The 15314-nt window shown below is 71.9% G+C and carries 3 protein-coding genes; all 3 read right to left on the bottom strand.

The genetic code is table 11. The features are described from left to right. Positions 1-11: 11 nt before the first annotated feature. The 3 genes from NTM_RS20005 to NTM_RS19995 are packed head-to-tail and all read right to left on the bottom strand — an operon-like array spanning position 12 to position 15309. The gene (locus NTM_RS20005) at positions 12-4436 is read right to left on the bottom strand and encodes a type I polyketide synthase (protein ID WP_272955237.1); all 4425 of its coding nucleotides are present in this window, start codon (positions 4434-4436) and stop codon (positions 12-14) included. Beyond that, positions 4433-9847, bottom strand: coding sequence for a type I polyketide synthase (locus NTM_RS20000; protein ID WP_163767291.1), 5415 nt, complete (start codon positions 9845-9847; stop codon positions 4433-4435). The genes NTM_RS20005 and NTM_RS20000 overlap by 4 nt, the downstream gene beginning before the upstream one ends. After that, positions 9847-15309 carry a type I polyketide synthase gene (locus NTM_RS19995; protein ID WP_163767289.1) on the bottom strand — a complete coding sequence of 1821 codons (5463 nt, stop codon included), beginning with the start codon at positions 15307-15309 and terminating at the stop codon, positions 9847-9849. The genes NTM_RS20000 and NTM_RS19995 overlap by 1 nt, the downstream gene beginning before the upstream one ends. Positions 15310-15314: the final 5 nt, after the last annotated feature.

Raw genomic sequence — 15314 nt, 5'->3', positions numbered from 1 at the left:
CCCTCTACCCCCTAGGACAGGTCGACCAGGGCCAGCTCATCGCCGGCCGCGTCGCTGTCCTGTTCGGCGAGCGCCTCTCTGGTGATATCCAGGATCGCCGCCGAATACTGTCGGGCAAAGGATTCCACATCGGTCGGTCCGAGACGGCGGTTGTCGTACCACCAGTCCACATGCAGTACGCCCGCGGTGCGGTAGACCCGCAGCTCCAGCGCGTGCCCCAGACCCGGCAGAGTGTCGCGGATCGGCATCGCGGTGTCCGCGTCGAATCGCACCGGCGCATCGTCGGGCTGCTCGGCCGGCACCTCGGGAATGGTCCCGACGTGCGAGAACAGGATGTCGGCGGGGCGGCCGGCACCGAGCAGCCGCGCGGTCGGCGCGTACAGGTAGCGCAGCAGCCCGTACCCGATGCCGTAGTGCGGCACCGCGTCGAGGCCGTCTCGCACCTCGTGCAGCGCGGTCATCGCGGCACCGTCTCGGGACGCGGTGAGCACCACCGGATGCAGCGCGGTGAACGAGCCGACCGTGCGCTGCAGGTCGACGTCCGGTTTGAGCACCGAGCGTCCGCGCCCACCGAGGTCGACGGCCACCGCGCCCTCCCCGACCGTCGCCGCCACGGCACGGCCCAGCGCGGCCAGCAGCACCTCCTCGACCGACAGGCCGAGACGGCGCCGGACGTCGTCGACCTCACCGGTCTCGTCGGCCGACAGCGCTGTCGACAACCGCACCAGGTCCGCGGCGCCGGGGCGTTCGGCGGGTTCGGGGCCCGCGACCCGCAGCGTGGACCGGTTCGCGGTCTGCAGCCAGTGGTCACGGCTGTCGAGCACCGCCGGGTGACTGGCCAGCGCCGCACAGCGGTGCGACCATTCCCGCCACGACGCGGGCACCGGCGCCAGCGTGATCTCCTCCCCGGCCATCCGCTGGTTGAACGCGGTGAACAGGTCGGTGAGCAACACATCGCGCGACGCCGAATCGCCTGCCACGTCGCCGGCGATTCCGTGCAGGCTCAGCGCCAGGTACGAGGGGCCGCCCGAGCCGCTGCGGATGAGCGTCGCGGTCAGCGGAACCACCACCTGGTGCTCGCGCACCTGCTCGTCGAGGTAACCCAGCACCAGTTCGCGTTCCTGCGGGCTGCCGGACGCCACACCGTCGGGCAGGGCCCGGGTGACCAGTTCGGTGAATTCGCCGGGTTCGGCGATGGTCTGATCCCAGGTGCCCGAGCGCTCCACCAGACGCACCCGCAGCACGTCGTGCGCCGCGGTGACGGCGGTGAGCACCGCGCGGACGTCCTCTTCGCCGACGTCGGCACGCAGACCGAGGATGACCGGGATCCGCCACCGACCGACGTCGCGCAGCCCGTGCTCCAGGAAGTACGCGACGTTCGGCGGCACCGGCGGGTTGGCCGACTCGTCGATGTTCTGCCGGGCCAAGCCGCCCTCGGCGTAGCGAGCGGTCAGCACCTTCGCCAGCGACGCCACGGTCTGGTTCTCGTAGAGATCCTGCGGCGTCAGGTCCAGGCCGGCGTGGCCCGCGGTCATCGCGACGCTGATCGCGACCAGCGAGTCGCCGCCGATCTCGAAGAAGTTCGCGTGGCGGTCGATGTCGGCCACGCCGAGGCACTGTGCCCAGATGCGCTGCAGCGACGCCTCGACGGTGGAGGTGCCGCCCGCCTGGGCCGGCGCCGAGCCGGCCGCCGTGGCGGCCGGCTGCCCGGTCGCGCCCGCGCTGCCCGCGACCCACGCGGAGCCGGGGTTGTATTCGACCCAGTGCCGCTGCTTGGCGAACGGGTAGCCGGGCAGCGTGACCAACGCATGCTGGTCGGCGGCGGAGCGATCCCCCTGATCCCAGTCGACGTCCACATCGGCGGCCCACAGCTGACCGAGCGCGAGGTGGAAGGTGTCGTCGTCGCTGCGGTTCTGCGCCTGATGCCGCATCAGCCGCACCGCGCGGTGCCGCTCCGACCACCGCGGATGCCTGCCCGCCGACGAGGTCAGCGTGCCGCCGGGACCGACCTCCACCAGCACCCGGTCGGGGGTGGCCAGCAGCGCGTCGAGTTCGTCGGCGAAGCGCACCGTGGCGCGGATCTGGCGTGCCCACGTCGCCGGGTTGGTCGCCTCCGAGGCCGACATGACGGTTCCGGTGACGTTGGACAGCAGCGGGATCTGCGGTTCGCGCAGCGTGACCCCGGACAGGAACGCGGTGAACTCGGCGACCACCGGGTCCATCAGCCGGGAGTGGAAGGCGTGTGAGGTGCGCACCCGGCGGGCCGCTATACCTTTCTCGGCCAGGCCGGCCTGGAACGCGCGGATCGCCTCCTCGCTGCCCGCGACCACACAGCTGCCGGGATCGTTGATCGTCGCGATGTCGACGTCGGGGGTCAGGTGCTCGGCGACGGCCTCGGGACTCAGCGGCACCGCGACCATCACACCGCGCGGCGCCGCATGCATCAGCTTCGCGCGTTGGCTGACCACCTTCACGGCGGTGTCCAGGTCGAACACGCCGGCCAGGGTGGCGGCCGGGTACTCCCCGATGCTGTGCCCGGCCATGATCGCCGGCTCCACACCGTAGGACTGGATCAGCTTGGCCAGCGCGTATTCGACGGTGAACAGCGCGGGCTGGGCGCGGTCGGTGTGCTCCAGGTTGCGGCCGACGCCGTCGAAGATCTCGGCGCGCAGGTCGTAACCCATGTGGTCGCTGAAGGCGCTCGCGCACTCGTCGAAGTGGCGGGCGAACACCGGCTCGTTGTCGTGCAGTCCGCGGGCCATCCCGACGTGCTGGGCGCCCTGACCGGGGAACAGGAACGCGACCCGGTCCTCGGAGCGTTCGCCGTCGGGCACGGCCGCGCCGATGAACACGTTGTCGGTCTCGGTCGCCGACAGCACGGTCGCGGCGTTCGCCTGGTCGCGCACGACGGCGGCCATCCGAACCGGTTCCTTGCGGCGCCGGGTCAGCGTGTAGGCCGCATCGGGCAGGCTGATCTCGGCGCTGTCGGCGAGCTCACCGGCCAGCGCGGCACGCGAATCCTCCAGCGCCTCCTGGGTTCTCGCCGAGAGCACCAGCACCGACGGCCGCGCCCGGGAGGGCGTCGGTGCGGGTTGGTACGGCGCCTCCTCCAGCACGATGTGGGCGTTCGTGCCGCCCACGCCGAACGAGCTGACCCCGGCGCGGCGGATGCCGTCGGCCTCCCACGGCCCGTCCTGGCTGCGGATCCGGAACGGTCCGCGGTCCAGGTGCAGTTCGGGGTTGGGGCTGGTGTAGTGCAGCGTCGCCGGGATCGCCTTGTGCTCCAGGCACAGGATGGCCTTGATCAGGCCGGCGATGCCCGCGGCGGTCTCCAGGTGGCCGATGTTGGATTTCACCGAGCCGAGATAGCAGGGGCCGCTGCGGGTCTCCTCGGAGAGCTCGAACGCCTGGCGCAGCCCCTCGATCTCGATCGGGTCGCCGAGTGGGGTTCCGGTGCCGTGGGTTTCGACGTAGGTGACCGTCGATGCGTCAACACCGGCGATCGCGTGCGCCTCGGCGATGACCTCGGCCTGGCCCAGCGCGTTCGGCGCGGCGTAGGTCATCTTCGTCGCGCCGTCGTTGTTCAGCGCCGACCCGCGGATCACGGCGTGGATGCGGTCGCCGTCGTCGACGGCGTCCTGCAGTGCCTTGAGCACCAGAACGCCGACGCCGCTGCCGAACACGGTGCCGTCGGAGCGGACGTCGAACGGACGGCACTGCCCCGTCGGCGACACCATCGAACCCTGCGCGTACCAGTAGCCGACCTTGTTCGGGATCCGGATCGACGAGCCGCCGGCCAGCGCGATGTCGCACTCGCCGTTGAGGATCGACTGGCAGGCCAGGTGCACCGCGACCAGCGACGACGAGCACGCCGTCGAGACCGACAGCGCCGGGCCGCGCAGGTCGAAGCTGTGCGCCACCCGGGTGGCCAGGTGGTCCTTGTCGTTGGACAGCGACAGGCTGACCATGTCGAAGCTGGCGCCCTGGCCGATCACCATCATCGGGTCGTAGTTCGACATCAGGTTGTGCAGCAGGTAGCCGCTGGTGGAGCTGGTGCCGAACACGCCGACGGTCGCCTCGAGATCCTTCGGGTCGTAGCCGGCGTCCTCGAACGCATGGAACGCGGTCTGAAGGAACAGCCGGTGCTGCGGGTCGAGGCCCTTGGCCGCCTGCGGGGTGAACCCGAAGAAGTCGGCGTCGAACTCCTCGATGCCCGACATCAGCGCGGCGCGCCGGATGTAGGCCCGGTTGGCCAGCGCCTGCTCGGTGACCCCGGCAGCCAGCAGCTCACTCTCGGACAGGTCGACGATCGACTCGACGCCGCCGCGCAGGTTGCGCCAGAACTCCGACACCGATGCCGCGCCGGGGAACCGTCCGGCCATGCCGATGACGGCGATGGCGTTGTCGGGCAGTTCTGGCTCGTGTCCCGCTGTCACGATCGTGGTCCTACCTTTCGCCGCGATGCGGCACGTTGACGCGCGGCGGCACGCTGCTGTGCCCGCTCGCGCAGAGCGTTCGGCCGTTCCGATCCGTCCTCCTCGGCCAGGCCGAGCTGACGGATCAGGTCGAGCGCCACATCGTCGAGGGTGGCACCCTGCAGCAGCAGCGCGACCGGGGGCTCCACCCCGAAGTCGCCGCGAATGGTGTTACGCATCCGCACCGCCATCAGCGAGTCGAGTCCCATCTCGGTCAGCGGCTTGGCGGTGTCGACGGCGCTTTCGGTCGAATAGCCCATCACACCGGCGATCCGGCGGCGCAGCCGCGCCACCACCACCCGGTTGACCTCGGCGGCGGACAGGGTCTTGAGCGCGTCGGCGCCCTCCCAGTCGTCGTCGCTGTCGTCGACGTCGAGCTCGGAGACCAGGTCGGCGAAGAAGCCGATCTGCCGGATCTCGGGGAACGCCGCGGCGGCCCGGTCGAGCCTCAGCCGGGCGATGCCGACCTGGGACAACCCGGCGGCCAGCACGCCGCCGAGCGCCTCCACCCCCTCGTCGGGGGTGATCGGGTCGAGCACCGAGAACTTCAGCGAGCTGGCCAGGCCGACCTCGGCCCACTGACCCCAGTTCACCGTCGTCGCGGGCAGACCCGCCGCACGCCGCCACGCCACCAGCGCATCCAGCCACGCATTGGCGCACGCGTAGGCGGCCTGGCCCGGCGAACCGAGCAGCGACGCGACCGACGAGAACCCGACCCACCAGTCGAGGGCCTTGTCGGCGGTGGCCTCGTGCAGACGCCACGCGCCGGCCGCCTTGGGCGCCCAGATCTTGTCCATGCTCTCCCGCGTCAGCCCGACGACGAGTTCGTCGTCGAGCACGGCGGCCGAGTGCAGCACACCGCGCAGCGGCTTCCCGGTCTCCTCGGCGGCGGACACCAGCCGCGCCGCGGTGCCGGGGGTCGCGATGTCACCGGTGACGACGGAGATCTCGGCGCGCGCCGACAGTTCGTCGAGCACGGCCTGGGCGGCCTCGGACGGTCCGCTGCGGCCGTTGAGCACCAGCCGGCCCGCACCGTTGTCGACCAGCCAGCGGACCACGGCCAGGCCGACGCCGCCGAGGGCGCCGGTCACGATGTAGGAGCCGTCGCCGCGGACCTCGAGCTTGCCCGGGGTCGCAGGCAGCGCGGCCCGCGCCAGCCGCTCCACCCGCCGCGTTCCGTCGCGCCACGCGATCACGTCGTCCGCGCCGTCGGCGGCGATCTCACCCGCCAGGATCGCGGCGGTGTCGCCGTCGGCGCCGACGTCGAGCAGGGTCGCGCGCAGATCCGGGTGCTCGTAGGCCAGGACGCGGATCAGGGCCTTCAGCGTGCCGACGCCCGGGTTGCCGCCCCCGTCGCCGTCGGTCACGGTGAGGCCGCCGCGGCTGACCACCCACAGGCGCGGCGGTTTGCCGTGCCAGCTCCCGACGATCGAGCGGACCGTCGCGGCGATCTCCCACACCGCGTCCTGGGCGGCGCGCAGCCGGGCGTCGGCGTCGGTTCCGTCGAAGGCGGGCACGTCGACCAGCACCACGACCCCGGCAGGCGGCAGCGCCGCGTCCGAGGTCGCCGACGCCAGCGCGTCGCGCGCGGCCGACTCGTCGGCCAGCGGCGCGGCGATGACGCGGTGCTGGACGTCACCGAATCCGTCGGCGAACCGTGCGGCCTCACCGAGTGCGGCGTCGCCGTCGGCGAGCACCAGCCAGCTGCCGGGCGCCGCGCCGCCCGCGGCGACCGGCGACTCGACCCAGCGGCTGTCGAAGATCTTCTGCGACAACGGAAGCGGCACGGTGCGGCGCTGGATGCGCTTCAGTGCGACGTTGTCGACCTGGGCCAGCACGGTGCCGGTGTCGTCGGTCAGGGTGACCCGGCCGACGGCGTCGCCGCTGCCCTGTCCGTCGACCCCGGAGGCGACGCTGACGATCTCGGCGCGGCACTTGGCGCGCCGTCCCAGCTCACCGAACACCCGCACCGATCCGAACCCGACGGGCAGGTAGGTGACGTCATTGGAGTCGTTCAGCGAGTCATCGCCGAGCGCGGCCGCGAGGCCCTGCAGCGCGGCGTCGAGCAGGACCGGGTGCAGCGTGATGCCGCGGTGCGGCGTCGCCTCGTCGGGCAGCACGATCTCGGTGTCGGCCGCGCCGCCTGCGCGTGCGATGCGGGTCAATGCCGCGAACGCCTGCGCGTGGTGGGCTCCGGTGCGGCGCAGCGCGGTGTAGAAGTCCGCCGGTGAGACCGGCGTCGCGTCCGTCAGCGGAGCCGGTTTGGCGGGGCTCGCCGGTGCGGCGGCCTTGACCGTTCCCGCGGCGTGCCGGGTCCAGGTGCCCGCCTCCGAGCGGGAGTGGATCTCGACCGTCGACACCCCGTCCTGACCGGTGCTGACCTGAGTGGTCAGCTTCGTGTACGGATCCAGCGGCAGCATCTGCTCGACCTCGACGGACACCTCGACACCGGTGGCGGGCAGACCGAGGGCCTCCTGGGCCGCGGCGAGCGCGATCTCGGCGAAACCGGCGCCCGGCATCACCGGCAGACCGTGCACGATGTGGTCGGCCAGCCACGGGTGGGCCTCCAGCCCGACGTCGGACTGCCAGACGTGACCGGCACCCGACGGCAGCTCGACGTGCAGCCCAAGCAGCGGGTGCGTGCCGGCGAACTGCTGACCGCCGGAGCGGTCGGCCATCCAGTACGCGGTGTGCTGCCATGCGGTGGCCGGCACATCCACGAGACGCCCGGTGGCACCCTCCGGTGCCTTGACCGCGGGCGGGCGCACCGCCGACAGTTGCGCGTGGAACGCCAGCGTCTCCGGGTGGTCCCGGTTCACGGTGGAGCCGACGTGGAACTTGCGGCTGATGCCCTGCGCGTCAAGGGTGTCGGTGATCGCGTGCGTCAGCAGCGGATGCGGGCTGATCTCGATGAAGTTGCTGTGGTCGGCGCTCGCCTCGTGCACGGCCTGGCTGAACCGCACCGGGTTGCGCAGGTTGGCCGCCCAGTAGTCGGCGGTGTACAGCGGCGACGAACCCGTGTAGGCGACCGTCGACACCAGCGGGATCTTCGGGGCCGCCGGGCTCAGGTAGGCCAACGCGTCGCGCAGTTCGTCGAGCACCGGGTCGATCGTCGGATGGTGCGACGCGACGTCCACCTCGACGCGGCGGGCCAGCTTGCCCTGCGCGTCGACCAGCGCGACGACCTCGTCGACCTGCTCGGGCGGGCCCGCGATCACCGACTGCTTCGGCGATGCGTACACCGCGATCGTCAGGTCGGGGCGGTCGGCGAGCAGCGCCTCGGTGGCCTGCGCGTCGAGTTCGAGAAGCGCCATCGCGCCCTGCCCGGACAGCCGCTTCATCAGCCGGGTACGGGTCGCGATGATGTCGAAGCCCTCGGCCGGGGTCAGCACGCCGGCGACCACGGCCGCGGTCGCCTCGCCCATCGAGTGCCCGATCACCGCGTCGGGTTCCACCCCGTACGAGCGCCACAGCTGCGTCAACGCCAACTGCATGCCGACGAGCACCGGCTGGATGCGGTCGATGCCGGTGACCGGTTCGCCGGCCTCCAGCGTCTGGCGCAGCGAGAAGCCGACCTTGTCGACGAACGCCGGTTCGAGCTCGTCGACCGCCGCGGCGAACGCGGGCTCCTCGACGAGCAGGGCCTTGCCCATGCCCGCCCACTGCGCACCCTGTCCGGAGTACAGGAACACGGTGCCCTTGCCTGCGCCGGTGCGCGCGTCACGGGCGCCGAGGACGCCGGGCGCGGACTGTCCGGCGGCCAGCGCACGCAGCCCGGTCACCGCTTCGGCGTGGGTGCGCGCACACACCGTCGCGACGGTCTGGTACCTGCTGCGGTGGTGGTTCACGGTGTACGCGACATCAGCCAACGACGCTGCGGCACCGTCGGTTTCGAGCCAGTCGGCCAGCGATGCAGCGGCGGCGGCGAGCCGTTGCGGGGTCTTGCCGGACACCACCAGTGTGGCGACCTTCGGGGCCGGATCCACGGGCGCGGCGACCGGTTCGGGGCCCTGCTCCAGCACGATGTGGGCGTTGGTGCCACCCATGCCGAACGACGACACCGCGGCGCGGCGCGGATGGTCGACCTTGGGCCAGTCCGCCTTCTCCGTCGGCACGAAAAGCCTTGTCCCCGCAGGGCTGATCTGCGGGTTCCACTTGTCGAAGTGCAGGTTCGGCGCGATGGCGCCGCGCTGCAGCGTCAGCACCGCCTTGATGAAGCCGGCGATACCCGCGGCCGCCTCCAGGTGACCCATGTTGGTCTTGACCGCACCGAGCGCGCACGGGGTGTCCCCCTTGCCGTACACGGCGGCCAGTGCGTCGAACTCGATCGGATCACCCAGAGATGTTCCGGTGCCGTGGGTTTCGACGTAGTTCACGGTGCCCGCGGCGACGTCTGCCGAGCGCAGGGCCCGGGTGATCACCTCTCGCTGAGCCGGCGCGTTGGGCGCGGTCAGGCCGTTGGAGCGGCCGTCCTGGTTCAGCGCGGAGCCGCGCACCACGCCGAGGACCCGGTCACCGTCGCGCACCGCGTCGGTGAGCCGCTTGAGCACGACGACACCCGCGCCCTCGCCTCGGACGAATCCGTTGGCCCGCGAGTCGAACGCGTAGCACTTGCCGTGCGGTGAGAGCATGCCCCACTTACCCAGCGCGAGTTGGGTTTCCGGGCGCAGCGACAGGCTGACGCCGCCGGCCAGCGCCAGGTCGCTCTCCCGCATCCGCAGGCTCTGGCAGGCCAGGTGGATCGCCACCAGCGACGACGAGCACGCGGTGTCGACGGCGACCGCGGGGCCCTTCAGGCCCAGCAGGTACGCGATGCGGCCGACGGTGACGCTGTGGGCGTTGCCGGTCGCCGAGTATGCGTCGATGGTGTCCGGGTTGCCGGCCGAGGAACTCTGATACTCGTTGTAGTAGACGCCGAGCATCACCGCGCCGCGGACCTCGCCGACGGCCTCGGGTGCCAGTCCGGCGTTCTCCAGCGCCTCATAGGCGACCTCGAGGACCACCCGCTGCTGCGGGTCCATCGCGGCGGCCTCGCGCGGTGTGATGCCGAAGAACTCGGCGTCGAACCCCTGCATGTCGTCGATGTAGGCGCCCCACTTCGACGGCATCCGGCCCGGCGCCATCGGGTCGGGGTCGTAGTAGGCGTCGCCGTCCCAGCGGTCGGCGGGCACCTCGGTGACCGCGTTGGTGCCGGATTCCAGCAGCTTCCAGTACTTGTCCGGATCGGTGGCCCCGCCGGGGAACCGGCAACCCATGCCGACGACGGCGATCGGCTCGGCGGCGGCGACGCGGGAGGCCTTCTCGAACTGCTCGGTGAGCTTGTCGCGCTGCTCACCCGACATCGCCGAGATCCGGTCGAACGTGGTTTTCATCAGTTGGCGCCCTCACTGCCGGCGCTCGCCGACTCGACGGAATCAGATTCGATGCTGTCGAACAGCTCGTCCAGCAAGCCGAACGAGTCGGACTCGTCGTCTTCGGAACCCTCGGGAACCTCCGGTTCGGCTTCCTCGGCGGCCTGTTGCGCAGGTGCCAGCAGGTCGGCGACGAAGTCCGACAGCTGCGCGATGGACGGGTGGTTCCACAACATGGTCGCGGACAGGTCGATACGGACCAACTGCTTGGCGTCGCGCAGCAGGTTCATCGCCATCATCGAGTCCAGCCCCAGTTCGGGGAACGCCATCTCGACGTCGACGGCATCGTCGGGCATCCCGAGCTCGCGCGCCAGGATCGCGCGCAGCCGGGTGCGCAGCTCCGCGACGGTCTGCCGGCGGTTCATCGTGGTCCAGTCGATGAACTCGGTTGCCACGGCGCCGTTCTCGTCGGCGACCGGGGCGGGCGCCGACTCGACGGGCGCGTAGGTGAGCCCGCGGATGTCGACCCAGGTGCTGCCGTCGGCGCCCTTGACCAGGACGTCGACCACGAGGGCAGGACCGCCCTCCCGGCGGGCGAACGCCTCGACCACGGCGGTGGTGCCGACCTGACCGGCGACCGAGAGGGTCTCGGCGCCCGCGGGCAGCAGCAGTTGCGCATTGTCGGCGTCGGCCAGACGCGCGACGTGCACGGCCGCGTCGACCAGCGCTGCGGCGGGCGATTGGGTCGACTCCGGCAGCGTGACGTCGGCCCGGGCACCGGCGACCGTGGCCGCACAGTGGGCGACGGTCCAGTCGAACGGCTGACCTTCGACGCCCCACGCGCGCTGCATCTGCGCGATCGCCGGACCGTCGAACTCCTTGCCGCTGACCGTCTGATCGCCGGTGACGGCCCCGGCGGGAACCTCGGCCAGCCGGGCACTGGCGTGCCGCGTCCAACGCTGCTCGGCGGTGTCGGGGGCCGCGCTGGACCACACCGTCAGCACGCCGCCGGCCGTCCCCTTGTCGAACGTCACGTGGACGACCTTCGGCTGGTCGGCGACGATCGGGTACTCGAACCGCACGTCACCCACCGCAGCGGTCGAACCGTCCGTGTCCAGTCGGCTCGCCGCAGCCGAAAGCGTCTGCAGCACCACCGAGACCGGGACGACCTCGACTCCGCGGACCCGGTGCGCGACCGGGTAGGACCGCTCGCCGGGAACCAGCCGGGCCCGCCACAGGCGGTCGTGCCCGGAGCCGTCGGCCTCGTCGCCGAGGACGGTGCCCCACGACGGGGCCGCGACGGCGTCCAGGTCGGCGGTGTCCCCCGGCGCCCCGACCAGATGGTCGAGCACCTTGACCGCGGCACGCATCCGGTACGCCTCAGCCAGCCGGCCCCAGTCGGCGCCGGCCACCACGGTCTGCAGGGCGGCGTCCGGGCTGAGCACCGCGGGCAGCATCCTGATCGCGACGTCGTTGGGCATCGGTTCCAGCCCGGCCGCCTTCATCTGCGGCTGTGCATCGGCCCACGACTTCCACAGGCCCCAGTCGACGACCGTCGCGGGCAGCCCGAGTGCGCGCCGCGCATAGGCGAACGCATCGGCGAACGCATTGGCCGCGGTGTAGTGCGCCACCGCGCGCGAACCGAGCAGCCCGGTGATCGACGAGAACAGCACGAACCGGCGCACCGGGGTGCGTAGCGACAGCTTGTGCAGCACCGCCGCGGCGTCGACCTTGGACCGGAACATCGGGCTCAGGTCGTCGTCGGTCATGTCCGCGAGCAGCGCCTCACCGCCGGCCAGCGACGCCAGGTAGATGCCTTCCAGCGGCGGCAGATCGGCGCCGAAGCGGGCGAACACCGCGGCCATCGATGCCTCGTCGGCCGCGTCGGCGGCGACCTCGACCAACGTGGTGCCGCGTTCGGCGAGCTCCGCGGCCAGGTCGGCCAGTCCCCCGCCGCGCCGGGACGCCGCGACGACGGTCGAGGCGCCCATCTCGGCGAGCTGGCGGATCAGGTACGGGCCGACGTTGCCGGTCGCACCGATCACCAGGTGGCTGGTTCCGTTCTCCAGCCGCGTCAGCGGCACCGCGGGCAGCGGGCGCGGCTCCAGCCGCGGGACCCGGCGCTCCCCGGCGCGGTAGACGGCCTGGTCGTCACGTCCGGGGGCGTCGAGCGCGGCGGCCTCGGCACGCAGGTACTGCGCGAGCAGTTCGGCGGGCAGACTCTCGTCGACGTCGACCAGAGCGCCCCAGAACTCGGGATGCTCCAGCGCCAGCGTGCGGCCCTGCCCCCACAGCACCGCATGCGCGGGGTTGGCGCGGTCACCGTCGGCGACCGGTTGGGCGTTGCGCGTGACGATGAACAGTCGAGGTGCCTCCGCGGTCCCGGCCAGCGCGACGACGAGGCGGCGCAGCTGACCGAACGTCCGGTAGCTCGGTGCGGCGTCGAAGCGCGCGGCCTCGGTGGCAGGCACGTAGGCGACGTGCTGAACTCCGGACAGGGCCGCGCCGATCTCACCGCCGTCGTCGAGTACCGACAGCGGCAGCACCCGCGACCCGGGTCCGAGCAGCTCGGCCAGGCCGGCGGCGTCGTCGGCGAACACCAGCCACGGCACGTCGGTGCCGCCCTGCGGCAGCTCCCGCACCGGCCAGCTCAGCTGGTGGAACCACTCGTGCTTCTCGCCCTCGGCGACCGGCACATCGGTTCCGCCCGGCCGCGCGGCGTCCGGCTGCACGGTGTGCTGGATCCAGTGGTGGGCGTGATGCCACGGTGTCGTCGGCAGCGCCACTCGCGCGCCGCGCTGCGGCGTCTTCGGCGGGCGGGCCGTGTGCGTCGCGTTCAAGTTGGTGTGGAACGTGACGGTGTCGTTGGCATCGCGCTGCAGCGTCGGCAGGTTGCGGTGCGGCTTGTCCTCGAGGGTGTCCTTGATCGCGTAGGCCAGCAGCGGGTGCGGGCTGACCTCGACGAAGATCGAGTTGTCCTGGCCGGCGGTCGCGACCGCACGGGCGAACCGCACCGGGTTGCGCAGGTTGGCGACCCAGTGGTCGGCGTCGAAGACACACGAGCCGTCGGTCGGGCGGCCGTCGGTGGTCACGATGATCGGCGTGGTCGGGGTGCGCGGCGTCAGGCCCGCCAGCTCGGACCGCAGATCCGCCAGGATCGGGTCGACGATCGGGTGGTGCGACGCGACGTCGACGTCGACGCGCCGGGCCAGCCTGTCCTGGGCGTCGACGACCGCGATCGCGGCGTCCACCTGGTCGGGCGGGCCCGCGATCACCGTCTGGTGCGCCGACGCGTACACCGCCACGGTCAGTCCGTCGTAGCCGGCGATCAGCTTGTCGGCGGCGTCGGCGTCGAGCTCGAGCAGCGCCATCGCGCCCTGCCCGGACAGCCGCTTCATCAGCCGCGACCGGGTCGCGATCACCTTCAGCCCGTCGGCGGTGCTCAGCGCGCCGGACACCACCGCGGCGGTGACCTCACCCATCGAATGGCCGATCACCGCATCGGGGGTGACTCCGTAGGACCGCCACAGCGCGGTCAGTGCGAGCTGCACACCGACCAGCACCGGCTGGATCCGGTCGATGCCGACCACCGTCTCCCCGGAGGTCAGCACGTCGCGCAGGGAGAAGCCCACCTGAGCGAGGAAGTCGGGTTCGAGCTCGTCGACGGCGGCGGCGAAAGCGGGTTCGTCGGCGAGCAGCCGCTTACCCATGCCGGCCCACTGCGAGCCCTGTCCGGAGTAGAGGAACACCGTGCCCGCGCCCAGCGCCGGATCGTTCGGGCCGACCACGCCCGGGGCCGGGTACCCGCCGGCGAGCGCGCGCAGCCCGGCGACGGCCTGGTCGCGGTCCGCGGCGACGACGGTCGCGAACCGGGTGTGCTGGGCGCGGCGATGGTTGAGCGTGTCGGCGACGTCGGCCAAGCCGACCCCGGCGGCCTCCGGGCTCTGCAGCCAGTCGGCGAGCCGGCCGGCCAGCGATGCGATGCGCGCCGGGGTCTTACCGCTGACCACCAGCGTGCTGACCGGCGGAACCGGTTGCGGCACCGAGCTTTCCAGAGGTTCAGCCACCTGCACCGCAGGCGCCTGCTCGATCACGATGTGCGCGTTGGTGCCGCTGACACCGAACGAGGACACCGCGGCCCGGCGCGGACGCTTCAGGGCCGGCCAGTCCAGATGCTCGGTGGCGATGCGGAACTTCGACGCGCCTTCACCCGCCTGCGGGGTCAGCTTCTTGAAGTGCAGCTGGCGCGGGATCTCACCGTGGTGCACCGACAGCACGGTCTTGATGAACCCGGTGACGCCGGCGGCGGACTCCAGGTGGCCGAGGTTGGTCTTCACCGAACCGAGCACCAGCGGTGCGGAATCCTTGCGGTCGCCGTACACGGCCGAGAGCGCATCGAGTTCGATCGGGTCGCCCAGCGACGTGCCGGTGCCGTGCGCCTCGATGTAGTCGATGTCCGACGGCTCCAGCCGGGCCGTCTGCAACGCCTTGCGCATCAGCTCCTGCTGAGCCGGGCCGTTGGGCACCGTCTGCCCGCTGCTGGCGCCGTCCTGGTTGACCGCCGAACCGCGGACCACGGCGAGCACCCGGTCACCGTCGCGCAGCGCATCGGAGAGCCGCTTGAGCACGACCACGCCGGCGCCCTCGCTGCGGACGTAGCCGTTGGCGTCGGCGTCGAAGGTCTTGCACAGGCCGTCCGGGGCCAGCATGCCCCAGCGCGAGCAGGCGATGTTGTTCTCCGGCGACAGGATCAGGTTCACGCCGGCGGCCAGCGCGTGGTCGCTCTCGCCGCGGCGCAGGCTCTGACAGGCCAGATGGATCGACACCAGCGACGACGAGCACGCGGTGTCGCTGACGACCGCCGGGCCGCGTACACCCAGGAAGTAGGACAGCCGGCCTGCGGCGAAGTTCGGCGCGTTGCCGAACGGGATGTACGGATCGATGTCCTCGGGCCGCAGCTTGCCGACGACCGAGTGGTAGTAGTCGTTGGTCGTCAGGCCGATGAACACACCGGTCGCCGAACCACGCAGGGTGCGCGGGTTGATCCCGGCGTTCTCCAGCGCCTCCCAGGCGACCTCGAGCAGAAGCCGCTGCTGCGGGTCCATCGCGGCCGCCTCACGGGGCGCGATCGAGAAGAACTCGGCGTCGAATTCGTCGGGCTGCCACGACGTCAGGAAGCCGCCCTCGCGGTTGCAGATGGTGCCGGGCACCGAGTAGTCGGGCGAGTAGTACTCGTCGGCGTCCCACCGGTCGGCGGGCACCCGGATGACGCCGTTGCCGCCGTCGGACAGGAACCGCCAGAACGCGTCTGGGTCCTCGACGCCCGCCGGCAGCCGGCAGCCGATGCCGACCACCGCGATCGGTTCGGTCTCGGCCTTCTCGGCGGCCGCGAGGCGAGCCGTCAGGTCGTCGATCTTGCGGAGCGCCTCGGTGATGATCGCCCGGCGATCCGGCGATGCGGGGGTACCTGACGCAGCAGTCATCTCAG

The organism is Mycolicibacterium parafortuitum (genome assembly GCF_010725485.1).
In the GTDB taxonomy this organism is placed as follows: domain Bacteria; phylum Actinomycetota; class Actinomycetes; order Mycobacteriales; family Mycobacteriaceae; genus Mycobacterium.
This window is presented reverse-complemented; position numbering and strand designations above follow the sequence as displayed.

Coding starts and splice junctions, on each gene's coding strand:
- NTM_RS20000 (WP_163767291.1), bottom strand. CDS start 9,847: ATGAAAACCACGTTCGACCGGATCTCGGCGATGTCGGGTGAGCAGCGC.
- NTM_RS19995 (WP_163767289.1), bottom strand. CDS start 15,309: ATGACTGCTGCGTCAGGTACCCCCGCATCGCCGGATCGCCGGGCGATC.